The organism is Nitrosophilus kaiyonis (assembly GCF_027943725.1).
Taxonomy (GTDB): Bacteria; Campylobacterota; Campylobacteria; order Campylobacterales; family Nitratiruptoraceae; genus Nitrosophilus_A; species Nitrosophilus_A kaiyonis.
On sequence record NZ_AP025696.1, the window covers coordinates 520910 to 546093 of the forward strand.

Sequence of the window (25184 nt, forward strand, 5' to 3'; positions counted from 1 at the left end):
AATGCTTGCTTTAAGATTTTATGGACAAAGAGATATTAGACTTGAAAATATCCCAAAACCTAAACCAAAAAAAGATGTAGTTTTGATAAAAGTTAGTGATGCTGGAATAAGCCAAACCCAAATAAATGAGTTTGTAGAGGGACCATTTATTATAAATAAAGAGCCACATCCATTAACAAATAAATCAATACCTTTAATACCTTGCCAAGAGTATGGAGGAATTATAGAAGAAGTTGGTGAAAATGTGGATAGAAATCTTATAGGCAAGCAGGTGGCAGTTTTGCCTCTTATATCTTGTGGTAAATGTGAATATTGCAAAAGTGGTAAAGAACATCTTTGCGATAAAATGGCATATCATGGACTATTAGGTGCAGATGGTGGATTTTGTGAATATAGTGTAGTTAATAAAAACAATATTATTGAAATTGAAAAAAGAGAGCTTTTAACTTTTATAGAGCCGATTTTAGTAGGAATACATGCAGCAAATCAAGCTAAAAGATTTTTTGATCTTAAAGATAAAAATATTTTAATTTTAGGTGCTGGAGCTGTTGGAATTAGTGTTGCTTCAGTATTTAAAGATTTTTTCAAAGCAAATATTGAGATAAACGATATTTTAGAAGCAAGATTAAAAAGAGCAAAAAAAGCTGGTTTTAAAGCAGTAAAAAAAGATGAGATTTCTAAAAAATATGATATGGTAATAGATGCAGCCGGAATAGATACACTTATAGAAATACCTGCATTTATTGAGGGACAAAATTATTTAAAAAAAGGCTCTGCCCTTTTAAATATCGGTACATATTTTCATCCTATAAAACTTATACCTTCCAATTTGCTTTTAAAAGAGCAGTGTATTATTGAATCTATTACTTATAACTCAAATGATGTAAAAATTTTGCCAGAAGTTTTAAAAACTATAAAAACTGATTTTAAAATTTTTTTAGATTTTATTGATTTGAAAAATATAATAGAAGATGGATATTACAGAGCCGAAGTTGATAAAGAGAGTTTTACAAGAATAGTAGTGAGGTCTTAGTATGATCAAAGAGCTTGAAATTTTGCTTTCAAAAATATTAAATGATGAGATAAATATAGTTGAAAAAAAGGAATTTGATTTTAAAAAATATAAAAAATTTTTTCCTATAAATAAAAATTTTATATTTACATACAAAAAAGAGATAGATCCAAAATTTTTATATGAAATAAAACTGTTTTTATCAAACTTTCTTTTAAAATATGAAAAAACTATAGAAGATTTAAAAAAACTAAAAATTTTGCAAAAAGAGTTGGAAAATATTTTAAATTCTAATGAATTATTATTTTCAAAAAAAGGAAGTATTGAAGACTCTTTTTCTTTTTTAAAAGATTCGAACATAAATTTTGTAATTTTTGAAAATCATGAAATACTTTTTAATAGTGGAATTGATAAGTTCACTATTAATACCACTTTAAAAAAATTAAAAAAAGTTGATGAAATCTCTTTTTCCATAGGAGAAGGAGAACTATATGCTTTAAAGATAGGATTTTATACAATTATTTTAAAAAAAGAGCAACAAATAGATACATTTTTAAAAAAAGTTATAAAATCAAGGCTTCTTTGGCTAAATGCATTATATGAAGCAAAAATGCTCTATGAAATAGATAAATTAACAGGTCTTTATACAAGAAGTAAATTTTTAGAAGATATTGATAGTTTTCAAAATAGCTCTTTTTTGTTTATAAATATAAAAAATTTTAAATCAATAAATGAACTCTATACAAACTATATTGGTGATATAATATTAAAAGAGCTATCTGAAAAATTTAAGAAAATTTTTAAAGAATCAAAAATATATAGAATCTATGGTGATAGATTTGCAATAGTTTTTAAAAATGATCATTTAAATGAAATATTAGATAATTTTTCAAAAGAAATAGATAAAAAGTTAATGATATACAATAAAAAAACAAAAGAGTATATCCAGCCAAAGCTTGATTTTGAAATTATTGTATTTAAAAATTATATAGATGAGATATTAGAAATCTCAAATCTATCATTTAAAAAATGTAAAAAGAAGATTTCTTTTTATGATAAAGATATTGAGCCTATTTTAAAAGAGGAGATTGAGTATTTTAAAATTTTAATTGATGCTCTTGAAAATGATAAAATAGTTCCATTTTTCCAAAGAATAATAGACAAAAAAACGGCTAAAACACTATATTTTGAAGCACTTTTAAGAATAGTAGTAGATGAAAAAATATTTTCTCCTATAAAGTTTATTGAAATTGCTAAAAACAAAGGTTTATATAAAAAACTAAATTATAAAATGATTGAAAAATCAATAGATGCAATAAAAAAATTATCAAAAAAAATATCTATCAATATTGATATTTATGATATTTTACAAGAAGATATTACAGATTTTATTAAAACTCTTATAAAAGAGAAAAATATTAACCCAAAAAATATCCAGTTTGAAATTTTAGAGACTGAAGATATTTATGAATATATTGAAGAGGTTAAAAATTTTATTAAAAAAATAAAAGATATTGGATGTAGTATCGCTCTTGATGATTTTGGAAAAGGTTATTCAAATTTTTCTGTTCTAAAAGATTTTAATATCGATAATCTTAAAATTGATATGAGTTTGACAAAAAACATTGATACAGATAAAGACTCCTTTACAATACTAAAAACTATAGTAGAATTTGCTAATCTTTTAAATATAAAAACAACAGCTGAAGGTGTAGGAAATGAAAAAATATATAAAAAATTATTAGAAACAAAAGTGGATTTTTTGCAAGGATTTTATATTGAAAAGCCAAAACCGCTTCATGAAATTATTAAGCAATAATCTTTTTTAATCTATCTAAAAAAACTCTTTGGCTTTTTACTATCTTCTCATAAGCTTTATCGATATCAAACCATTTAGCCTTATCAACTTCTGGAAATTTTTTAATTTTACCAGAATTTGGAGGCCACTCTATTTCAAAAAAATTTGATTTAATATCTGTATCAATATCTTTGTTTATTGCAAATATATGGATAATCTTATTTGAAGTTTTAGCATCTTTTAAATCAATAAAATCTCCATCTATTTTTTTACCTGTCTCTTCAAAAAACTCTCTTTTTGCTGCTTCAAGCAAGCTCTCATCTTCCTTAATCTCGCCTTTTGGAATACTCCATGCACCACTATCTCTTTTTGCCCAAAAAGGTCCTCCCATATGAACTAAAAAGACTTTTAATTTATTATTCTCTTTTTTAAATGGTAAAATACCCGCACTGATTTTCATAAATCTTCCTAAAGGCGATATATGGATATTATACAAGCAATTATATTTGGAATAGTTGAAGGATTGACAGAATTTTTGCCTGTATCTTCTACGGGACATATGATTTTAGCATCTAAGCTAATGGGAATTGAACAAACATCTTTTCAAAAAAGTTTTGAAGTTATTATTCAACTTGGCTCAATTTTAGCTGTAGTATATGCCTTTAAAGATAAAATCTTTCATAATCTAAATTTATGGAAAAAATTGATTGTAGGTTTTATTCCAACAGGAATTTTAGGATTTACTTTATATAAAATTATAAAATCTCTATTTGCTCCATCAACTGTTGCCTATATGCTTGTAATTGGTGGGGTTATTTTTTTATTAGTAGAATATTTTTATAAAGAGAAAGAGCATCATATAGAAAATGTTGAAAATGTCTCTTATATACAAGCATTTTTAATAGGAATTTTTCAATCTTTTGCTATGATTCCTGGAACTTCACGAAGCGGAGCCACTATTATAGGTGGTTTATTAATTGGTTTAAAAAGAAAAGCTGCAGCTGAATTTAGCTTTTTACTTGCAGTACCTACAATGTTTGCTGCAACTGGATATGATATTTTAAAACATTTCAATGAATTTGAACTATCAAATATTACTGCTCTTACTGTAGGGTTTTTGACCTCATTTTTTGTAGCTTTAATAATCATAAAATGGTTTTTAAATTTCATAAAAAAACATACATTTATTCCTTTTGGAATTTATAGAATTATAATCGGGCTTCTTTTTATAAATTTTGTATTATGAAGCATTTAAAAATTTTTTTCAAAATAGTTTAATCCACCAAGTAAATATATTTTTGCCTTTTGATTAAAAATATCAGATTTCACTGCTGCCTCTTTTGCTTTAGCCGCTGCTAAATCAGCAATTGAGCGGCTTAGCTCATCTGCACTTGAGAGCTGATTTTCAAATCTTCCAAGAGTTAGTTTGAAATACTCCCTTCTTGATTTAACTTCAGCTTTTATGCTTAATAGTTTTATTTTTAAAGCATTTAAATCTATATATGCATTTTTTATATCGTTTTTTACCCTCTCTTTATAATCATTTAGCTCTATAGTTTTAGCTAAAGTTTTTATTTTTGCAGCCTCAAGTGTGTTTTTATCTGAAAATCCATTAAAAATATTATATTTTATAACTGCACCTATATAGCTTTTATCTGCATTTGTATATCCATCCCCATTCAATCTTAAACTATCACCTTGTTTTTTAAATGAGAGAGTTAAAGCTATTTGTGGATAAAATTTGCTTTTTATTATTTTCTCATCCATTTTATCCATTAAAAGAGCCTTTTTTATAGATAAAATATCTTCTCTTTGATTTAAAGCAGTATCTATAAGTTTTTCTCTATTTGGTATTTTGATATCAATTAAATTTTCAATATCTTTTATTTTCGAATTTAACAGATATGAAAGAGTATTTAAAAGTTTTTTAATCTCGCTTTTTGTTTTTATGATTTGAGCATCAATATCATACTTTTTAGCTTCAATATTATAAACTTCAGAGGGAGCTATAAGGCCTTTTTCATAAAAAGCTTCTGCTTTTTTTAAGGCTAAATTTATAGCCTCTTTTGCTTTTTTTTGAGCTTTTAGAGCCTCTTTTAAAGAAAATATAGCACTATAAAGTTTTGTTGTTTGTAGATATAGATTTCTTTTTATATCCATTTTTTGAAGTTTTGCCCTTTCATAATTTAATCTCTCTTTATCTATCAAAGAAGTTATAGCAAAACCGCTAAATAGTGGATAAGTTAAACTAATTTCTCCTTGAAAATTATCTTTTTTTCCAACCTGCAAAGCTGATGTCGGAGTTAATGGCATATGCATATACATAGTAGGTGTCTCTTTAAGCCTAACTGCCTGCAAAGATGCATCAATACTAAAAAGATTTTTCCCCTCTTTTGCTTTAAGCATTTTTTTAGCCGATTTTACAAGATAGTTAGCTCTTTTTATAGTTAAAGAGTTATCTACTTTTTTTATAATTTCAAAATAGTCTTCACCAAAAAGAGTAGCACTGAAAAATAAAAATAAAATTATGCTATATCTCATTTTCTATCCTTTCTTTTATATTCTTAAATCTTACAAACAAAAGCATTACAAAAATTGTTCCAAAAATCCCCCAATATCCTGCATGCATAAATGTATTGTAAAAACCATAATTAAAACTCATAAACTCTTCATAATTTCCAAAAACAATTCTAATTTGCTCCCAGCCAATTCCTGCTAAATTTTGCATTTTATGAAGAAAATTATCAACATATTCATAATTTTGAATCTCATTCATCCTTAAAAAGTGCATATTTTTAAAATATTCCATATTGTTTGTAGCAAGTGCCGTTCCAAAACTTCCACCAACAAATCTAAAATAATCCATCAAAACAATTGCAAGCTCTCCTTTTTCTTTTGGAGCATTTTGAAGCACCATTACAGTTACAGGAGCAAAAAATAGCCCCATACCTATTCCAAATGGGATTGTTAAAAGCATAGCTTGATGAATAGGTGTATAATAATTAAGCTGAGGCAATAAAATTATAGATGTGCTTACATAAAAAAAAGCTGCAATAGCTACCGTTTTTTTAGCTCCTATTTTATCAGCAAGCATTCCAGCAAGGGGAGAAAAGATTCCAATAAATACAGCAAATGCAAAAACAGCAATTCCGGCATCTAAAGTTGGTAGCATCTTAATTTTCTCATAATATATTGGTAGAAGATAGAAATATTGATACATAGAAAAGCCAAGAATAAAAAAATAGATCATCATTCCATTGCTAAAAACAGGATTTTTAAATAGAGAAAAGTCTATCAGTTTATATTTAGAATGAATTTCGCTTAAAGCATATAATAAAAAGCCAATAATTGAACAAAATAGTAAAATCCCTATAAAAGAGCTGCTAAACCAGCCAAACTGTTGCCCTTTAGATAGCATTATCAAAAGCGAAACGGTAGCAAAACTAAGAAACAAAAAACTAATAAAGTTAAATTTTAACTTTTCAAAAAGAGTCTCTTTTGGCAAAAAAATGATTCCTGAAATTAATAGCAATATTCCAACCGGAACATTGATAAAAAAGACCATTCTCCAGTTATAAAATTCAGTCAAATATCCACCTATTGTTGGACCAAGAGCAGGAGCAAAACTAACTCCAAGTCCAAATATTCCCATTGCAAGCCCTTGCTGATGTGGCGGAAAATAGCTAAATATCATAATATGGCTTGTCACCATAATAAAAGCTTCCCCAACACCTTGAATAACCCTAAAAATTATCATCTCTTCAAGAGTGTTTGCTATACCACAAGCAAAAGAAGCGGCCCCAAATAGAGCAACACCAGCTAAAAATATCTGTTTTGCTCCATAATTTTTTATAAGCCACTCAGTTATCAAAAGCCCAATAGCAGCAGCTATCATATAGCTTGTTATAATCCATTGCACCCCATACATATCAGTAGCTAAAGGGCCTGTTAGCTTTGGAACAATCACATCTACAACAGTAGTATCCAAAATAGCCATAAAAGCACCAGTCATTACAATGATGGAAAATATAGCTCTTTGAGCTGGTGTGATGTCCCAAGGGTTTTTATTATTGGACATTAAGTCATTAGTCATTGAGTCATTAGTCATTAGTACTACTTTTTTTACCTGTTGTTTTTATAAAATTATTTATCTGTTTTCCTAAATCATTTAATATATTTAAAATTTCTTCGAATTCAACTTTTTTTATAAAATTTCTTTTATAAAGCAATAAAAGCCAATGTTTAGCTTCCCATAAACTACCTCTTGCATTATAATAAAACTTAATTTTATCTTTATAATGGTATCTCCCATACCCTTCTGCTATATTTGCTCCAATAGAATCACAAGAGTTTAAAAATTGGCTTCCTATATCAAATTGATACTGCCTTGGCAATATTTTAAAAATCTCCCATCCCATTTCACTTAGTTTCAATGATTTTTGATAAATTTCCAATTTACCCAATTTATTATTCATTTCTTCTCCTAATGACTAATGACTAACGACTATTCTCTTTTTATCGCCACACTTGCCCCCATTCCAGCTCTAAGTCCTTGGATATTGTCAAGCTTTATCCTAACTTTAAATCTTTGATCAAGCTTTGTAAACTCCCCACTTGCTATATCTCTTGGAACTAAGCTAAAAGTAGATGCAGATGTAGGAGCGATTGATTCAACAACTCCGGTGTATGTTTTATTAGGTATTGCATCAACTTCAATTTTTACACTATTTCCAGGCTTTACTCCTTTTAATTTCTTCTCAGATAGCAGTACTTCACAATATAATGATTTTGGGTCAGTTAGTGCATAAATTGGCTCTCCTTTTTTTACAACTTTTGGAGCATCAAAAAATTTTTTAGCTATAACTGCATCAAATGGAGCATAAAGTTTTGTATAAGATAGCTTTAAACCAATCTCTTCTATCGATTTTTTTAAAGCATTTAATTTCTCTTTTAAAGATTTTATATTTTTTTCTAACTCTAATACTACTTTTTGCTCGTTTTTATTTAATTCAAAATTTTTCTTTGCCTCTTTTTGCTTTTCTATAAGAGCAAAAACTCCAAGTTTTTTAGCTTTTATCTCTTTTTGCAAAGCTAACTTTTGAGTATGAATTTTTTCATATCTATCTTGTGAAATCAATTTTTTTTGAAAAAGTTCAAAAAAACGTTTTTCATCTTTTTTTAATTTTTCAAATCTATCAAGATTTGCTTCTATTTGAAATTTTTTAGCTTTTATCTCTTTGTTAAGTGCTTCAATATCTTTTTTTGCTATCTGAGTTTTTAATTTTAGAGTTTTTTTGAGTCTTTTCTTTTTTAACTCCATCGATTCAATCTGCTTTTTTAAAGCTTTTTTTTGGAAAATAAGTTTCTCTTTTATATTTATAAAATCAGTTGGATCAATTTTTGCTAAAAGTTCTCCTTTTTTAACACTGTCATTTTCTTTCTTATTCATCTTAATAACTTTTCCGCCAACTTTAAAATTAAGAGTAACAAGCTTATCACTTTTGATAAAAGCAGCATCACTTACAGCATTTATTTTTCTGTAATGAAGATAATCAAAACCAATATAACCAAAAGTAAAGATTAAAAATAAAATAGTTGCTGTTCCTATCTTTTTTGCCATAATCTCTCCAGTGAATTAGATTCACAAAAATGATATATAATTTTTTATTAAGATTGGCTGAGTTATAATGTTTCAAAACAATACTAGTAGGATAAGTATGAAAGAGATATTAAAACAAAAAATTGAAGAGACAAAAAAAGAGCTCATTTTACAAAAGGTTTCTGATATTTTTGAAAAAGAGGGTTTTTCTCATCTTAAAATGCAAGATATAGCTAAAAAACTTGGTATCTCAATAGGTGCACTTTATAAACTATTTTCTTCAAAAGAGGAGCTTTTTTTAGCTTATGTTGGCTACCAAATAGAAATGTTTTATAAAAAAATTTTAAAAATTTGTGAAAATAGTGAAAATAAAAAAGATTGTCTTTTAAAATATATTCAACTTAAATTTGAGATTTTTAGTGAAAAAAGAAAAGCTCTTGAAGATCCTTTAATGGGAGATCCCCTATTTTTTTTAAAAATGGGAAAATCTCAATATAAACTGTTAGAGCCATTACATCTACTTTTAGCTAAATGGTTTGAAGAATTAGATAAAATAAAACCATTGAAAGAGAAAAATTTTTTGAAACTTTCTTACCTTTTTCACTCTTTTACAAATGGGTATGTGGAATATTGGATAATGCATGGAGGAGATTTAGAAGAAGATGTAAATAGAGCAGTTGATATTTTTTTAAAAGGAGTTGAAAAGTAGAAGTTAGCCTAATCTATATCTTATATTATAGATTATGGTGACTTTTACCAAAAATTAATAAAAAGGACAGAATATGGATATTAACAAAATAAAAGAGGATATCATTAAAGATATCGAAGTACTTAAAGAAAAAGAGGAAGTCACAGCACAAAAGATTCGCCAAACAGTTGAAAACACAATAAAAGAAGCTTTAGAAAAATCAAAAGCTACTAGTGAAGATATCAAAAAAATGGCTCATGACATATTATTGGAATTGGAAGTTAAAGGATATGTTAAAAAAATAGAAATTGAAGAGACACTAAATGGAATCATTGGTGCTATTGAAAAAGAGGCGCAAGATAGGCTCAGTGCAATTGATTATGAAATGTTAAAACTCAAACTAAAGGCTGAAGAAGAGAGAATGCTATTAGCCCAGCAGCTCCAAAAAGCAGCAGAAGGTTTCAAAGAAGCTGCAAAAAATATGGAAGAAGAAACTAAAAATACGATTAAGCAAAAAGCACTTGAATTAGAACAAAAAGCTTTAGAATTAAATAAAAAAGCTAAAGAAGAAGCTGACTCTTTAAGCAAAAAAGCATCAGAATTTGCAGAAAAGATTATAAGAATTGCCAAAGGTGCATATGAAGGGGCAATACAGGGAGCAAAAAAAGCGCTTGAAGAAAATAAATAGCATTAAAAGGAGTAAAAATGGAAAAAATGGGACCAGTGGATTTTATTAAATTTGGAATAGGAAGCATGCTTCTTGCAAAGGAGCAGGCTGAAAAATTTATAGATGAGGCTGTCAAAAAAGGCGAAATGAGTAAAGAGGAAGCAAGAAAGCAGTTAGAAGAGTGGAAAAAAGAGGCACAAAAAAGCCAAAAAGAGTTTGAAAAAACAATACAAAAAGAGGTGCAAAAAGCCTTAAAAGAGCTTGGAATAGCAACAAAAGATGATATTAATGCTTTAAAAAAAGAGATAAAAGAGTTAAAAGAGCTAATTGAGAAAAAATAATGTTTAATACTATAAAAGAGCTTAAAAGACTAAAAGATATAGCTCTTATTTTGGCAAAAAATGGTTTTTATGATTTAGTTGCACAAATGGGATTAGAAAAATATATAAAAATTTCTATTCCCAAAAAATATGAATATAAAAAGCTAAGTCGAAATGAAAGAATAAGAAAAACTATAGAGGAGCTTGGGCCAACATTTATAAAAATGGCTCAAATCCTCTCTACAAGGCCGGATTTAATTCCTTTAGACCTTGCAAATGAGTTTTCTAAACTTCAAGATAGAGTCAAACCTCTTCCTTTTGAAAAGATTCGCCCTGTTTTTATAGAAGAGTTTGGGAAAAGTGTTGAAGATATTTTTGCAGGAAATCTTGAACTTCTTGCTTCAGCTTCGCTTGGGCAAGTATATAAAGGTATTTTAAAAAGCGGTGAAGTTGTTGCTATAAAAGTTTTAAAACCAGACATTGAAGAGACTATTTTTTCCGATATTGCTATTATGAAAAAGATTGCTCTATTACTAGAAGATAAACTTTATAAATACGGCATTGATTCTCCTATTGCAATAATTGAAGAGTTTGAAAAAACTATTAAAAAAGAGCTTGATTTCAAAAAAGAGGCTTTAAATCTTAAAAGATTTTCTAAAAATTTTGAAAATGAAGAGAAAATTTTTGTTCCAAAACTTTATGAAGAGTTCTCTTCAAAAAAAATATTAACTATGGATTTTATTGATGGAATTAAAGTATCAAATATAAAAGATTTGATGGATATGGGCATAGATCCAAAAACAATTGCAAAAAATGGATTTGATCTTCTTTGTAAACAGATTTTTGAATATAGATTTTTTCATGCGGATCCCCATCCTGGAAATATCTTTGTTTTAAAGAATGAAAAAATTGCATTTATCGATTTTGGAATGATGGGAAGTATTGGAGAAAAAGATAGACGCCATTTTGTTGATATGATCTATTATGTTGTAAAAGAGGAAGAGGAAAAGGCAGCACTCTCTATACTTAAACTTTCTAAAATAAAAAATGAAAATCTTGATATTGATGCCTTTAGCAAAGATATGGGTGATGTTATTAGAACATATTTTTATGGCTCTTTAAAAGAGATTAATTTAAAAGCTCTTTTAAATGATGTTATCTCTTTGATGAGTCGATACAGAGTCTATTTTAGAGAAAATAATTACCTTCTTGTAAAAGCTCTTATTACCATTGAAGGAGTTGGAAAAGCACTGGATCCAGAATTTAATGCTGCACAAGAGATAAAACCTTTTATTATGAATTTTTATAAAGAGTATTTTTCTATAAATGCCTTTTTATCAAAAGCTTCTGAAATGCCAAAAGAGTTTGGAGACTTTTTAAGAGAATTTCCAGCTGATATAAAAGCAATTGTAGATAAAATGAAAAGCGGGCATTTAAAAATAGAATTTGAACATGTTGGACTTGAAAAGATGGAAGAGACTATCGAGAAATCATCAAATCGCCTCTCTTTAGCAATTGTTGTGTCTTCCATTTTGATTGGCTCAGCACTTTTGCTTTTATCAAATACCCCACCTTTAATCTATGATATTCCAATATTTGGCCTTGCAGGCTTTATAACTGCAATAATCATGGGAGGAGTTTTAATATATTCAATTTATAAAAGAGGTAGATTATGAAAATTTTACAAAAATATTGGGTGGGTTTTTTTGCACTTGCTCTATTTATTTTGGCAGCATCTCTTATTTATATAAAACTTCATCCAAAAAAATTACCACCAAATTTAATAGAAGGAGTAGGAAGATTTGATGGAGATTTGGTAAATCTTAATACAAAATATCCAGGAAGAGTACAAAAAATCTTTTTTAATGATGGAAATAAGATAAAAAAAGGTGATATTGTCGCTATTTTGGAAAGCAAGGAGTATGAAAAGCAAAAAGAGGCTATTCAAAAGCAGATAGAAGCAAAAGATAAAGAGCTTAAAGCAAAAGAGATTGAATTAAATATAAATAAGACAAAAATTCCACAAATTTTAAAAAAAGCAAAATCTGCTTTAAATGCTAAACAAAAACAGCTTCAAGAGCTTTTAAGCGCAATAGCATCACAAAAAGAGGTTATTAATCAAGATAAAAAAGATTATCAACGCCTAAAAGATTTATACAAAAAAAAGCTTATTCAAAAACATAAATTTGAAGAGATTGCACTAAAATATAAAACAGACAAAAACAGCCTTAAAGCGCTTGAAGCAAAAAAAGCCCAGCTTCTGCAAGCTATTGCTATTGCAAAAAGTAATGTTTTAGATGCTAAAGCTGCACAAAAAAGTCTTGATGCTTTGAAAGAAAGTCTTGATGCTCTCAAAAAAGCGATTGCATCTTTGAAAGCTCAAAAAGAACAAATTGAAGCTATTATCTCAGAGCTAACAATAAAAAGCCCGTTAAATGGATATGTTGTTGAAAAAATAGCAAATGCTGGTGAGGTATTGGGATCTGGTATGGTGGTAGCTACACTAATTGATCCAAAAACTTTATATCTTAAAATCTTTGTAGATACCATAAATAATGGTAAAATTAAACTTCATAATAAAGCTGTTATTTTTCTTGATGCCTATCCAAATAAACCAATACAAGCTGAAGTAGTACGCATTGCACAAAAAGCTGAATTTACTCCAAAAGAGGTAGCTGTTAGAAGCGATAGAATCCAAAGAGTCTATGAAGTGCATCTAAAACCCTTAAATCCAAATCCTTTACTAAAACTTGGACTTCCTGCTATTGGTGTTATCTCTATTGATGGAAAAAATTTGCCAAAATCTTTAAATGAGATACCAAAAATTTAGACATTGGACATTAGACATTAGACATTGGAGGAGAAAATTGTGAAAAATAAATTTGATGATTTAGAAGAATCAAAAAATTTAAATGTCCAATGTCAAATGTCCAATGTCCAAAAAATTGACCCAAATGTTATAGTCCTTGGTTGGGTAAGTTTTTTTACCGATATGGCTTCGGCTATGATAAATCCAATACTTCCTATTTTTGTAGTAGTGACTCTTCATGAAGGGGTTGATAAGCTTGGAATTATTGTAGCAATTGCAACTTTTATCTCTTATGCCCTAAGACTTTTATCTGGATATATATCTGATAAATATGGAATTGTCAAACCATTGGTAGTAAGCGGTTATGCACTCTCAGCTTTAAGCAAACCTCTTATTGGCTTTAGCCACTCCTATAAAAGCGTTGCAGCCCTTAAAGGGCTAGAGAGGCTTGGAAAAGCACTAAGAAGTGCTCCAAAAGATCTAATGATTGCTTCATATAGTAAAAAAAAAGCTTCTGGAAAGACATTTGGTTTTCATAAAACACTTGATATTGCTGGAGAGATGAGCGGAACAATAATTGTATTTTTACTTTTATACTATTTTGGTGAAGAGGAAAAAATACTTCGCTCAATATTTTTAGCTACTATTATTCCAGGCCTTATTGGACTCTTTTTAGTTATATTTTTTGTTAAAGATATTAAAAAAGAGCCTAAACAAACCAAATTTAAACTAACACAAAAAGATAAAAAAGCTATAAAGAGACTGTTTTTTTATTTTGGTTTTATATTTTTTATGTTTAATGAGGCTTTTTTTACAATGCAGGCAAAAAGTGTTGGAATTGCAGTTATGCTAATACCTGTTTTATTTATGGTTTCTACAGGAACACAAACAGTTACAAGCTATATTTTTGGCATCTGGATAGATAGATTTGGTGTTAATAAAGTTATGGCATTAGGGTATATAAGTGCAATTTTAGCTCTTTTACTATTATGGCTTCAAAAGCCAATCTTTACCTGGATATCTTATGCTTTTTTGGGACTTTTTACAGTCTCTACTCTTAATGCAAATAGAGCTTTTATAGCTTCTTTTTGCGACAATAAAGGCTCTGTGTATGGAGTATTTTATGCGGGAGTTGCACTTTTTGGAGCACTTGGAGCTTACATTTGTGGCCTAATTTGGGAACATTTTGGTATGAATAATGCAATAATATTTTCTCTTTGTGGAGCGCTTTTTTTATTAATTCTTTTTTTGGGTAAAAATTATGGCTCTTTTAGAAGTTAAAGATGTTACCGTTAAATATAAAAAACATATTGGTATTCAAAAAGCCTCTTTAAAAGCAGATAGTGAAGAGATAATAGGTTTTATTGGAGCTGATGGTTCAGGAAAAAGCTCTTTAATGCATGCAATTGCTGGAGTGATAAATTTTGAAGGAGAGATAATATTTAATAATTTTTCATATCACTCCCCAAAAGAAGCAGAAGTTTTAAAAAAAGATATCGGCCTTATGCCTCAAGGTATAGGCCTTGTCCTTTATGATACATTAACAGTTAAAGAGCATCTTGACTTTTTTGCAGATATAAGATCTATAAAAAAAGATAACAGTTTTTTTTCTTATCGCCAAAGACTTCTTGAAATGGCAGGCCTTGCAGAATTTACAAATAGAGTTGCAAGAAACTTAAGTGGCGGTATGCGCCAAAAACTATCTCTAATTTGTACTCTTTTACACCGCCCAAAACTCTTGATTTTAGATGAACCAACAACAGGAGTTGATCCTCTAAGCAGATTAGAACTTTGGAAAATTTTAGATGATATTAGAAAAGAAGAAGGTACAGTCATTCTTGTAAGTACTGCTTATATGCAAGAGGCACAAAAAATGGATAAAGTTCTTCTTTTTGATGATTCACAAATAATTGCAAGAGGAAAACCTCAAAATTTGGTTGATTCAATTGCCCCTTTTGTATATGATAAATTTGATTGTAAAGATTGTTTAAATATTCATAAAAAAAGTTACTCTCTAACTCCCCTTGAAATGCCTCACGCCAAAGCTTCGCTTGAAGATATATTTTTTGTTAATGCACTTAAAAAAAACAAAACTATTCCAAAAATTGAAATTGAAGATAGAAAAAGAAAAATAGATATCCCTCCTATAGTTATGGAAGCAAAATCTCTTACAAAAAAATTTGGAGAATTTATAGCAAATGACCATATCGATTTAAAATTAAAAAGAGGTGAAATTCTTGGCCTTCTTGGAGCAAATGGAGCAGGAAAAACAACTTTTATCAAAATGCTTTTGGGTCTTTATAAAATAGATGAAGGAGAGTTAAAACTTCTTGGAAAGAGTATAAAAAGCGGTAAAGATCGTCAAGAGTTAAAAGCAAAAATCGGTTATGTTTCACAACGTTTTGCTCTTTATAATGATATGACTGTAAGAGAAAACCTTATATATTTTGCAAATATGCATAAAATAGATGCATTGAAAGCTATGAAAAAAATTAATCGATATGCAAAAGAGCTTGGATTTGAAGAGTATTTGGATGATTTTCCATCAATATTGCCATTAGGAGTAAATCAGCGTTTCTCGGTAGCTGCCGCACTTTTACATGAGCCTGTTGTTCTTTTTTTAGATGAACCGACAAGTGGAGTTGACGCAATTGCAAGAGCGCAGTTTTGGGAGATTTTAAGAGAACTAAAAAATAGATGGAATATTTCAATTCTTATAACAACACACTATATGAGCGAAGCTGAATTTTGCGATAGGGTTGCAGTACTTAAAAGAGGCAAAAAAATTGTTGATGACACTGTAGATAACCTTTATAAAAAGCATCCAAATGCTAAAAGTTTTGAAGATATATTTCTCTACTACTATAGGACAAAATAATGAAAATAAGAACAATAAAAGCCTATATAAAAAAAGAGTTTACTGAGCTATTTAGAACTAAACTTATCATAATGGTCTATCTAATGCCTGCAATGGTCCTTTTTCTTTTTGGATATGGAATAAGAATGGAAGTAACTGGCGCGAGATTATTAATTTTAGATAATGATAATAGTAAATATTCAAAAGAACTAATTAGCAAATTTGAACACTCAAAATATTTTAATCCGAAAATCTCTTATTTAAGTGAACAAAAAGCGCTAAAATTAATAAAAAAGGCAAAAATCGATGCTTTGCTTATAATTCCAAGCTCTTTTGAAAGAAGGCTCTTGCATAATCAAAAAAGTGAGCTAGGAATTTTTGTAGATGGATCTTTTCCTATGCGAGCAATGACAATTGAGGGATATATTGAAGGAGTTATATTAAATGCCGCAAGGGATATTGCATCAAAGATAGGACAAAAACCTCAAATCTTAATCAATCAAAGAAATCTTTTTAATCAAGCCATGCGTGATGAAGATGCTATAGTTCCTGGACTTATTGGTCTTGTTTTATTGATTGCTCCAGCAATTTTATCTGCTCTTTTGATTGTTAAAGAGAAAGAAAAGGGTACAATTTTTAACTTTTATGCATCTCCATTGAAAAAGAGCGAATTTTTAGCAGCAAAACTAATTCCAGTATTTTTACTCCACTCTATAAATATATTCACTCTTTTTTTAATAGCTATTTATATTTTTAATCTTCCTTTTCGTGGAAATTTTTTCCTATATTGGTTTGTAAGTGAAATATATATTTTAATAAGCTTATCCATTGGTCTTTTAATATCTGTAATAACAAAAAGACAAATTGTAGCAGTTGTATTGACAGTAATTGTCACAATTATTCCTGGATTTTTATATTCCGGAATTATAATGCCAATCTCCTCAATGAAGGGAGAATCCTATATTGAGGCCCATCTTTTTCCAGTTATGTATTATAATCATATAATTTATGATACCTTTTTAATTGGACAAGGATTAGACTCCTTAAAAATAGTTTTTTACCTTTTTATATTGATTCTGTTTTTTCTTTTCTATTTTTTAACAGGTGTTTTTCTTCTTAAAAAGGAGATGCGTTGAAAGCCTTTTTATTTACTTTTAGTAAAGAAATTCTAACTTTTTTACGCTCAACAATGCTTGTTTTAGTAGTGCTTTACTCTTTTACTCTGGATGTTTATATTGCCGGGGCTGGAATTGAGGTAAAACCAAGAAATGTAGCAATTGGTTATGTTGATGAGACAGGTGGAGGAATAAGCCAAAAGATACTCTCAAAACTTCATACTCCAGAATTTAAAATACCAAAACGTTTTTTATCCCAAAAAGAGTTAAGCAAAGCAATTTTTAACAAAGAGATAACTGTTGGTATTATTTTTGATAGAGAATTTGCAATAAATTATGCTCAAAAAAAACCTGCAACAATTAATCTTTTACTTGATGCCACAGCTGCAGCGCAAAGTTTTATAACCCTTACATACTTGCAAAATATTGTTCTTGATTTTCAAAACATTAACCTTCCACTAATATTAAAAACTCATAAACTTTTTAATCAAAATGCAAATACTCATATGTTCATCTCTTTGACTGAGCTTTTGTCTGTTATTACTCTTTTAATTGTTATTTTAACTGCGGTTGTTTTTGTAAAAGAGAAAGAGGATGGCACTTGGGATATTATGCTTTTAATGCCAGTAGATGCTAAAATAACAATATTGGCAAAAACTATCTCTCAAGTTGTAATTGTATTGGCTGGCAGTGTAATATCTGTTGGACTTGTGGTTATTTCAGCCTTTGATACTCCGCTCAATGGCTCATTTTGGGCATTTATACTTCTTACATTTCTTTATGCTTTTAGCAGTGCAGGAATTGGGCTTTTTGTTGCAGCAGTCTCTAAAACAGTTATGCAAGTAGCACAACTTTCAATTATCATCATGATGCCGCTTATCTTTCTAAGCGGGGCTTGGACTCCAATATATGCAATGCACCCTATTTTGCAAAAATTATCACTTCTTTCTCCTCTTAGATATTATATAGAAGGAAGTGAAAGCATCTTTTTTAGAGGTACATCTTTTATTGATTTATGGCCATATTTTACTGGAGTTACAATATTGGGACTTATATTATATATTTATGGATTTAGAAAAATTGGTAAACTATTTTAATTTTTCAGATAATTAAAGGAATAATATGACTGATACATATTTTTATACATTTTTACATGATATTATCGCACTTATAACTATCATTAATCCAATAGCTGCGGCAAGTATTATGATATCAATGATTACTCCTCCAACTTCAACAAATATAATCCCTGTTGCAAAAAAAGCAACTGCAGTTGTATTTATCGCATCTTTATTAACACTTTTTTTGGGAGAATATCTGTTTAAATTTTTTGGAATAAATCTGCTTTCAATAAAAGTAATTGGAGGTACAATTTTAATGCTCATTGCAATCAATATGGCATACGGTCATCCAACTAAAGCAAGACATACACCAGAAGAGAATGAAGAAGCTCAAGAAAAAGATGACATATCAATCATTCCTTTAGGTATTCCTATACTGTTTGGACCAGGTTTAATTGCCACAATAATTGTATTAAATCATAATAACACTACTCAATTTAACTCAATTATCTCTTATTTAATATTATCATTAGCTATTTTTATCTCATCATTAATCACATATTTAATTCTTAAATATGCAGGATTTATAAATAAAGCATTAGGCATTACAGGAATTAAAATATTAACTAGAATTATGGGATTAATTGTAGGTGCAATTGCTTCTCAATTTCTTATAAGTGGTATTAAAGGATTATGGATGAGTAGTTAAACAATTTTATATTTTTTTTAAAATGATTTGATATCATAATCAAAAAAAGAGAAAAAGAGAATGAATATAATCATAGCTGGTGCAGGACAAGTTGGCTTTAGACTTGCAAAAAATTTATCTATTAAGCACAATATACATATTATAGATAAAAATAAAGATGCATTAAGTAGGCTTTCTGAATCTTTAGATGTTATGCCAATTTTTGGTAATATAGAAGACCCCGATACTTTCAAATCTCTCATTGATAGTAAGTTTGATATATTTATAGCAGTAACTGACAATGATGAAGCAAATATTTTATCAACTTTGATTGCTGATGATATTATAGATGTTGAAAAAAAGATCATAAGGCTTAGAAATCCATATTTTGCAAAAAGCTCAATTTCTAAAAAATTAAATATTAATGAGGCAGTTTTCCCTTTTGTTTTAGCCGCAAAATCTATAAAATCTCTAATTGATTTTCCAAAAGCAAATAATATAAAAGATTTCATTTTTTCTCCATATAAATTAGTATCCCTCCAGATAACAGAACCTCAAATTACAGAAATTTCAAAAATTATTTCACAAAAAATTGTAGTTGTTGGTATAGAAAGAGAGAAAAGATTTTTTATTCCAAATGAAAATGAAAAACTGCAAGAAAACGATCTTGTTTATATTTTTGGAGATGAAAAAGAAATAAAAAATATCTGTCAAATTTTAAACAAAAAAGCCCCTAAAGAGATTAAAAAAATAGCAATTTTTGGAGCCAACCTTTTAGGAATAGAGATAGCAAAAGTTTTTTTAGAAAAAAAAGTTGATATTAAGATTATAGAAAAAGATGAAAATCTTTGCAAAAAAGCCTCAGAAGCTCTACAAGATAAAGCAATGATAATAAATAGCAAATATATTGAACATACAATATATGAAGAGGAAAATATTAAAAACGCAGATATGGTCATTTCAACAAGCAATGATGATGAAGACAATATCATTAGATGTTTAGAGGCTAAAGAGTATAATGTTAAAAAAACTGTTGCTATAAATAATAATATAGAGTTTTATAATCTAATGCATAAACTAGGAATCATAGCAGTTAGAGGACCAAAAACAAGTGCATATTATTCTATTTTGGAAAAGATAGGCTCAAGTAATATTATTACCGAAAAACATTTTTGTGGTGGAAGAGGAACAATATTTATGAGAAAAATTTTTCCAAATTCACCATTGATTGGCAAAACAATTAAGCCTTTAAAAATGGAAGATTCTCTTCTGTTTTTTATAAGAGATGGAATAATAAAAAAATTTGACCATAAAATAGAATTAAAAGAGGCTGATATTATAGTTGTATTTTTAAAATCATATCTTGAAGGAAAAATAAACAGGTGGATATCCAATCTATAAAAAATATTCTAAAATTCATCTCAGCAATAGGAATTGGCGTATCAATTTTTTTTATAATTCCTTTATTAACCGGTTTAGTTTATAATGAACCTATAAAAAAATATATTATTTTTAATCTTATTTTTTTAGGAATAAATTTTTTAATTTTCTCTTTTTTATCAAAACACCATTTTAAAATGAATATAAAAGAGAGTATTTTTGCTGTTAATCTTGTATGGATACTTTTAGGAATCGGCGGCGGTATAGCCTTACACATAACTTCTAATATCTCTTTTGCTGATAGTTTTTTTGAAGCAATTAGTGGATTTACAACTACCGGAGCAACAATATACAGTGATATAGAGAGTTTAAGTAAAACTACTTTAATGCTAAGAAGCCTATTTCACTGGCTTGGAGGAATGGGAATAATAGTTCTTGGTGTTGGACTATTAACTCTTATAAATCCAACAGGCTCTTTAACTCTTTTTAAAGCTGAGGCAACTGGAATAAATGTCGAAAAATTAACTCCAAAAATAAAAGATACTGCAATAAGATTATGGGGAATATATCTTCTTTTAACTATATGTGATATTTTTTTATTGTATATAGGGGGAATGAGCCTTTTTGATGCTATAAATCACGCTTTTTCAACAATATCAACTGGTGGTTTTTCTACTATGAATGATAGTTTAGGCCATTGGAGAAATAACTATTTTATATTATGGGTAACCACAATTTTTATGTTTTTAAGTGGAATAAACTTTTTAGCACATTTGAGAATTTTTCATAAAGATTTTAGTGGATATCTCAGTGAAGAGGTAAAATGGTATACAATAATTTTTTTAATACTTGCAATATCTTTAACAGCTGTTCACTTTTATATAGGAAAAGACACTATTTTTCATTCAGCAACACATGCTTTTTTTACAATATCTTCAATCCTTACAACAACAGGTTTTGCATCAACTGATTATTCAAAATGGTCTCAAATTGCAGTATCTCTTATTTTTTTAGCAATGTTTGTAGGAGGGAATGCCGGAAGTACTGCTGGAGGCGTTAAGGTAATAAGATATGTAGTCCTTTTTAAAAATCTTTTTGCACAAATTAAACAAAATCTTCACCCTAATGCTGTTATTGGAGTTTATATTGATAAAAATAGAATAACAAGTAAAATATTGAATAGCGTAAGTGGTTTTTTTCTGCTTTTTGTTATAATTAATATATTTTTGACACTTTTTTTATATGCAAAAGGATATGATTTTTTAACCTCATTTTCTGCATCAATTGCATGTATTGGAAATATTGGCCCTGGTTTTGGACATGTAGGACCTGCTGATAATTTCTCTTTTTTTAGTGATTTTGAAAAAGTAGTTTTATCTATTTTTATGATTATTGGAAGATTAGAATTTTATACATTTGTTATTCTTTTTTCAAAAGAGTTTTGGAAAAAATTTTAAAATAGTTTAAAAATTTATTATATTTTTTCTTCCAGGCTGTTCTATCTTTACATCTTTTTTCTTTATATAATAAAAATCTCCAGTTTTTAAAAACTCAATTTGAATAAATCCATCTTTCTCTTTTATATCTAATCTTGCTTTTACTTTTTCTTTTGGATAAAAAACTCTGCATCCCCTTTTTATAATTTCTAAATTTACATCTTCTCCTTTTTTTGCAAGAGAAGTTATAGCCTTTATATCTTTTAAATCAGGACACCCTACGCTTGTATTGATAATAGTATCAGCCAAAAGTATAAATGGCAATAAAATAAAAACAACCTTTTTCATCATAAATGCCTTTAAGTTAACTATATTATAATTAAATATAGCATATTTTTCTTAAAGGCAAGATATGAATAAAAAAGAGTATAAAAAAACACTGTACTATCTACAAGTTGAACTTGTAAAATTTCAAAGCCATGTTATAAAAGAAGATATTAAAGTTTGTACAATTTTTGAAGGACGCGATGCCGCGGGGAAAGATGGAACTATAAAAAGATTTACTGAACATTTAAGCCCAAGAGATACAAGAGTTGTTGCATTAAGTAAACCTACTGAACTTGATAAAAAATATTGGTACTTTCAAAGATATATCCACTATCTTCCTCGTGGGGGTGAGATGGTATTTTTCAATAGAAGCTGGTATAACAGGGCTGGAGTTGAAAAAGTTATGGGATTTTGCACACAAGAGCAGTATGAAAAATTTATGGAAGAGGTGCCAAATTTTGAACATTTAATAGTTCATGATGGAATGAAATTTACAAAATATTATCTTGATATTACAAAAGAAGAGCAAAAAAGAAGGCTTGATGAGAGAAAAAAAGATCCTTTAAAACAATGGAAGATAAGTCCTATAGATAAACTGGCTCAAAAACTTTGGAAAGAGTATTCATTAGCAAGAGATGAGATGTTTGCCCGCACACATTTTGCATTTGCTCCATGGTTTGTTATTAAAGCAGATGATAAGAAAGAAGCAAGAATTAATTGTATAAAACACTTTTTAAGCAGACAAGACTATCCAAAAAAAGATGAAAAACTACTTGTATATGATCCCAATATAGTATGTGAATTTGACAAAAGTTGCTATGAAAAAGGACTTATTGCCCCATAAAGGAGAAAATATGCACATTGAAAAATATATGTTTAAATATATTGATGCCATAAATGAAGAAAATTTTAAAGAGGCAGTTGAAATATTGCAAGATAGCCTTAATTTTTGCAATGATGAGAGCTCTTTTGTTATAAAAGGCTTCATAGATGCTGCCAAAACATTAGATGCTCTAAAATATGGAGATTTTGATATTGTTGAGGATTTATGGCTCTCTTATGAAAAGAGCAAAAGTAAAATCACACCCAAAAATAGATACTATTCTATTTTTTTAGAGATGAGTTTAATTGTAGAAGATATAAAAGAGTACTATGAAAGGATCATATAATGATTGTAGATTTTGAAAATATATCTTTTAGTGATAGATATAAAATAATGAGTCACTCTATTATTCCAAGGCCTATTGCATGGATTGTTACAGAAAATGAAACTTTAAATATTGCTCCATTTAGCTATTTTTCAGCTTTAAGTTCAAATCCTGCTACTTTAATCGTTTCTATTGGTCACAAAAAAGATGGCTCTTTAAAAGACACTTTAAAAAATATTCTTCAAACAAAAAAATGCACTATCTCTTTGGTCTCACCTGATCTTTTAGAAAAGATGCATCTATCATCAAAAGAGCTGCCTTATAATGTTAGTGAAGCTGATGTTTTTGATATAAAAACAGAAAAAATATTTAAAGAGTTTCCACCTATGATAAAAGATTCTCCAGCATCATTTTTTTGCAATTTTTATCAAAAAATTGATTTAGATGATAGTAAAACTATTCCTGTGATTTTAGAGATTAAAAAATATTTTGTTAATGATAAATTTGTAAGTGATCCTCAAAAATATTATATTGAACTTGAACTTATTGCAAGAGTTGGAAAAGAGTATGCTTTATGCAATAAAAAAATAGAACCTCCTAAAATAACTTAAATTTTTTTTATTATGGTATAATATATTATATATGAAAGCTTTACAAAAGGAGAAAAGATGGTAGCTGATGCATGGCTTAGCAAAGAGCTTAAAGATGGAAAAGTGGTATGTTTAGCATGTGCTCATGCATGTAAATTAGAGCCTGGCGAGTATGGAAAATGTGGAGTAAGAGTAAATCAAGATGGAAAACTAAAATCCACCGTATATGGCCTTGCTGCAGCTGCCCATATTGATCCAGTTGAGAAAAAGCCTCTATTTCATTTTTTACCAAATTCTAAAGTTTTTTCTATAGGTACGGTGGGCTGCAACTTTTGTTGTCAATTTTGCCAAAATTGGGAGATAAGTCAGCATCCTCAAACACACAATTTTGAAGTATTTGGTGAAGAACTTATGCCTGAAACCATTGTAAAGTTAGCTCTTGAGACTGGATGCAAATCTGTCGCATATACATATAATGAACCAATTGTATATTTTGAATATACATACGATACTGCAAAACTAGCGAAAGAAAAAGGTTTAAAAAATATATATGTAACAAGCGGATTTGAAACAAGAAAGGCTATTGATGAGCTTGCTCCTTATATAGATGCCATGAATATAGATATTAAATTTTTTAAGGATGAAAGCTATCAAAAAATAAGCTGTGCAAGATTAAAACCAGTACTCGAAGCAATAAAATACGCCCATAAAAAGGGTATTTGGATAGAAACAACAACGCTTATAATTCCAGGTATCAATGATAGTGATGAAGAGTTAAGAGATATTGCAAAATTTCAAGCAGATGTTGATCCAAATATGCCTTGGCACATATCAAGGTTCCATCCAGATTATAAAATGCTTGATAGGCCCCCTACTCCAATTGAAACTTTAAGAAGAGCTTATGAGATAGGTAAAGAAGAGGGATTAAAATATATATATGTAGGAAATTATCCAGATGAAGATAGAGAAAGTACCTATTGTCCAAAATGTGGCTTTAAAGTAATTGATAGATATGGCTATATTGGAGAGATTGTACATAACCATTTAACTGAAGATGGAAACTGTCCAAAATGTGGAACACATATTCCAGGAGTATGGAAATAAAATGAATCCTCATATGTTTGAAAAAGAAACACTAAAAAATATAAATCTTTATTCCAAAAAAGTTGGAATCTCTTTAGCCCTTTTGGGCTCACTTGCTATTTTAGCAAATGTCATATTTCCAAATATCAAAATAGATATATTTATAGGTCTATTTCTATTTTTTACTGGTATATTGATTGCTTTTATTTTATATAAAAACTATTATGAGAATAGATTATCTATTCTTCATCCATTGATACCTCTGATATCTGGATTAGTTTTTCTAACTCTTCCTCTTAAACATGATTTAGCTATTTTGATAACAATTGTTTTTTATCTTTTTCTCGATGGATTTATAAAATCAGCAATAGGTATATCCTATAAACCCTTAAAAAAATATAGATATATTATATATAGTGGAGCTTTTTCTATACTTCTTGCTATGTTTATAGTCTTTGGCTGGCCATTAACAAATTATTGGCTTTTAAAACTAATTGTTGGTGCAAATATCTTTTTTGATGGGATTATGTTTTTTAATTTTTCTTATGGAATTGAAGATGAGTTAAAACAACTTCAAACTTAAAGCACCTATAAAAAATAGATGCT

At 28.5% G+C, this 25184-nt stretch carries 26 protein-coding genes; 20 read left to right on the forward strand and 6 right to left on the reverse strand.

Annotated features, from left to right (window positions below):
- Position 1 precedes the first annotated feature (1 nt).
- A complete protein-coding gene (locus QML81_RS02645; RefSeq protein WP_281951646.1) occupies positions 2 to 1033 on the forward strand; it encodes an alcohol dehydrogenase catalytic domain-containing protein in 1032 nt (343 codons plus the stop codon).
- 1 nt (position 1034) lies between these two features.
- Positions 1035 to 2831 carry an EAL domain-containing protein gene (locus QML81_RS02650; protein ID WP_281951647.1) on the forward strand — a complete coding sequence of 599 codons (1797 nt, stop codon included), beginning with the start codon at positions 1035 to 1037 and terminating at the stop codon, positions 2829 to 2831.
- On the opposite strand, the gene QML81_RS02655 is transcribed toward QML81_RS02650, so the two are convergent.
- A complete protein-coding gene (locus tag QML81_RS02655) occupies positions 2821 to 3270 on the reverse strand; it encodes an NUDIX hydrolase (RefSeq protein ID WP_281951648.1) in 450 nt (149 codons plus the stop codon). The two genes, QML81_RS02650 and QML81_RS02655, sit on opposite strands and share 11 nt — an antisense overlap.
- Before the next feature lie 21 nt (positions 3271 to 3291).
- Here QML81_RS02655 and QML81_RS02660 point away from each other — a divergent pair, with 21 nt between their 5' ends.
- Complete coding sequence (locus QML81_RS02660; RefSeq protein WP_281951649.1) at positions 3292 to 4056, forward strand: undecaprenyl-diphosphate phosphatase; 765 nt, start codon at positions 3292 to 3294, stop codon at positions 4054 to 4056.
- A 5-nt stretch (positions 4057 to 4061) separates the two neighbouring features.
- Here QML81_RS02660 and QML81_RS02665 read toward each other — a convergent pair whose 3' ends face one another.
- Genes QML81_RS02665 through QML81_RS02680 form a run of 4 tightly spaced genes read right to left on the reverse strand, consistent with a single transcriptional unit; the run spans position 4062 to position 8430 of the window.
- Entirely contained in the window at positions 4062 to 5351 is a 1290-nt protein-coding gene (locus QML81_RS02665) for a TolC family protein (protein ID WP_281951650.1), read from the reverse strand.
- Entirely contained in the window at positions 5341 to 6918 is a 1578-nt protein-coding gene (locus QML81_RS02670; RefSeq protein WP_281951651.1) for a DHA2 family efflux MFS transporter permease subunit, read from the reverse strand. Before QML81_RS02670 ends, QML81_RS02665 begins: the two co-directional genes overlap by 11 nt.
- Entirely contained in the window at positions 6911 to 7285 is a 375-nt protein-coding gene (locus tag QML81_RS02675; RefSeq protein WP_281951652.1) for a four helix bundle protein, read from the reverse strand. The genes QML81_RS02670 and QML81_RS02675 overlap by 8 nt, the downstream gene beginning before the upstream one ends.
- Before the next feature lie 29 nt (positions 7286 to 7314).
- Positions 7315 to 8430, reverse strand: coding sequence for an HlyD family secretion protein (locus QML81_RS02680; RefSeq protein WP_281951653.1), 1116 nt, complete (start codon positions 8428 to 8430; stop codon positions 7315 to 7317).
- Positions 8431 to 8527: 97 nt separating this feature from the next.
- Here QML81_RS02680 and QML81_RS02685 point away from each other — a divergent pair, with 97 nt between their 5' ends.
- From QML81_RS02685 to QML81_RS02740, 12 genes are all read left to right on the forward strand, one after another.
- Positions 8528 to 9118 carry a TetR/AcrR family transcriptional regulator gene (locus QML81_RS02685; protein WP_281951654.1) on the forward strand — a complete coding sequence of 197 codons (591 nt, stop codon included), beginning with the start codon at positions 8528 to 8530 and terminating at the stop codon, positions 9116 to 9118.
- A 73-nt stretch (positions 9119 to 9191) separates the two neighbouring features.
- Positions 9192 to 9785 (forward strand): hypothetical protein, encoded by a 594-nt coding sequence (locus tag QML81_RS02690; protein WP_281951655.1) that lies wholly within the window; start codon positions 9192 to 9194, stop codon positions 9783 to 9785.
- A 17-nt stretch (positions 9786 to 9802) separates the two neighbouring features.
- Complete coding sequence (locus QML81_RS02695; RefSeq protein ID WP_281951656.1) at positions 9803 to 10105, forward strand: phasin family protein; 303 nt, start codon at positions 9803 to 9805, stop codon at positions 10103 to 10105.
- Positions 10105 to 11760: an ABC1 kinase family protein gene (locus tag QML81_RS02700; protein ID WP_281951657.1), complete on the forward strand. Its 1656-nt coding sequence runs from the start codon at positions 10105 to 10107 to the stop codon at positions 11758 to 11760. The genes QML81_RS02695 and QML81_RS02700 overlap by 1 nt, the downstream gene beginning before the upstream one ends.
- Entirely contained in the window at positions 11757 to 12914 is a 1158-nt protein-coding gene (locus QML81_RS02705) for an HlyD family secretion protein (protein WP_281951658.1), read from the forward strand. Before QML81_RS02700 ends, QML81_RS02705 begins: the two co-directional genes overlap by 4 nt.
- Before the next feature lie 39 nt (positions 12915 to 12953).
- On the forward strand, positions 12954 to 14174 hold the full coding sequence (locus tag QML81_RS02710) for an MFS transporter (RefSeq protein ID WP_281951659.1): 1221 nt from the start codon (positions 12954 to 12956) through the stop codon (positions 14172 to 14174).
- Positions 14155 to 15771, forward strand: coding sequence for an ATP-binding cassette domain-containing protein (locus tag QML81_RS02715; RefSeq protein WP_281951660.1), 1617 nt, complete (start codon positions 14155 to 14157; stop codon positions 15769 to 15771). Before QML81_RS02710 ends, QML81_RS02715 begins: the two co-directional genes overlap by 20 nt.
- Positions 15771 to 16886, forward strand: a complete 1116-nt coding sequence (locus tag QML81_RS02720; RefSeq protein WP_281951661.1) for an ABC transporter permease — start codon at positions 15771 to 15773, stop codon at positions 16884 to 16886. The genes QML81_RS02715 and QML81_RS02720 overlap by 1 nt, the downstream gene beginning before the upstream one ends.
- The gene (locus QML81_RS02725) at positions 16883 to 17962 is read left to right on the forward strand and encodes an ABC transporter permease (protein ID WP_281951662.1); all 1080 of its coding nucleotides are present in this window, start codon (positions 16883 to 16885) and stop codon (positions 17960 to 17962) included. The genes QML81_RS02720 and QML81_RS02725 overlap by 4 nt, the downstream gene beginning before the upstream one ends.
- A 25-nt stretch (positions 17963 to 17987) precedes the next feature.
- Positions 17988 to 18635 (forward strand): MarC family protein, encoded by a 648-nt coding sequence (locus tag QML81_RS02730; RefSeq protein ID WP_281951663.1) that lies wholly within the window; start codon positions 17988 to 17990, stop codon positions 18633 to 18635.
- A gap of 60 nt (positions 18636 to 18695) precedes the next feature.
- Positions 18696 to 20015: an NAD-binding protein gene (locus tag QML81_RS02735; protein ID WP_281951664.1), complete on the forward strand. Its 1320-nt coding sequence runs from the start codon at positions 18696 to 18698 to the stop codon at positions 20013 to 20015.
- Positions 19997 to 21451: a TrkH family potassium uptake protein gene (locus QML81_RS02740; RefSeq protein WP_281951665.1), complete on the forward strand. Its 1455-nt coding sequence runs from the start codon at positions 19997 to 19999 to the stop codon at positions 21449 to 21451. Before QML81_RS02735 ends, QML81_RS02740 begins: the two co-directional genes overlap by 19 nt.
- Before the next feature lie 6 nt (positions 21452 to 21457).
- Here the strand turns inward: QML81_RS02740 and QML81_RS02745 are convergent, their stop codons facing one another.
- Complete coding sequence (locus QML81_RS02745) at positions 21458 to 21778, reverse strand: hypothetical protein (protein WP_281951666.1); 321 nt, start codon at positions 21776 to 21778, stop codon at positions 21458 to 21460.
- A gap of 64 nt (positions 21779 to 21842) precedes the next feature.
- Between QML81_RS02745 and ppk2 the strand changes: the two genes are divergently transcribed.
- The 5 genes from ppk2 to QML81_RS02770 are packed head-to-tail and all read left to right on the forward strand — an operon-like array spanning position 21843 to position 25161.
- Positions 21843 to 22601 (forward strand): polyphosphate kinase 2, encoded by a 759-nt coding sequence (ppk2, locus tag QML81_RS02750; RefSeq protein ID WP_281951667.1) that lies wholly within the window; start codon positions 21843 to 21845, stop codon positions 22599 to 22601.
- Positions 22602 to 22611: 10 nt separating this feature from the next.
- Positions 22612 to 22926, forward strand: coding sequence for a hypothetical protein (locus tag QML81_RS02755; RefSeq protein ID WP_281951668.1), 315 nt, complete (start codon positions 22612 to 22614; stop codon positions 22924 to 22926).
- Positions 22926 to 23516: a flavin reductase family protein gene (locus tag QML81_RS02760; RefSeq protein WP_281951669.1), complete on the forward strand. Its 591-nt coding sequence runs from the start codon at positions 22926 to 22928 to the stop codon at positions 23514 to 23516. Before QML81_RS02755 ends, QML81_RS02760 begins: the two co-directional genes overlap by 1 nt.
- A 57-nt stretch (positions 23517 to 23573) precedes the next feature.
- The gene (amrS, locus tag QML81_RS02765; RefSeq protein WP_281951670.1) at positions 23574 to 24599 is read left to right on the forward strand and encodes an AmmeMemoRadiSam system radical SAM enzyme; all 1026 of its coding nucleotides are present in this window, start codon (positions 23574 to 23576) and stop codon (positions 24597 to 24599) included.
- A 1-nt stretch (position 24600) separates the two neighbouring features.
- Positions 24601 to 25161: a hypothetical protein gene (locus tag QML81_RS02770; protein ID WP_281951671.1), complete on the forward strand. Its 561-nt coding sequence runs from the start codon at positions 24601 to 24603 to the stop codon at positions 25159 to 25161.
- Positions 25162 to 25184: the final 23 nt, after the last annotated feature.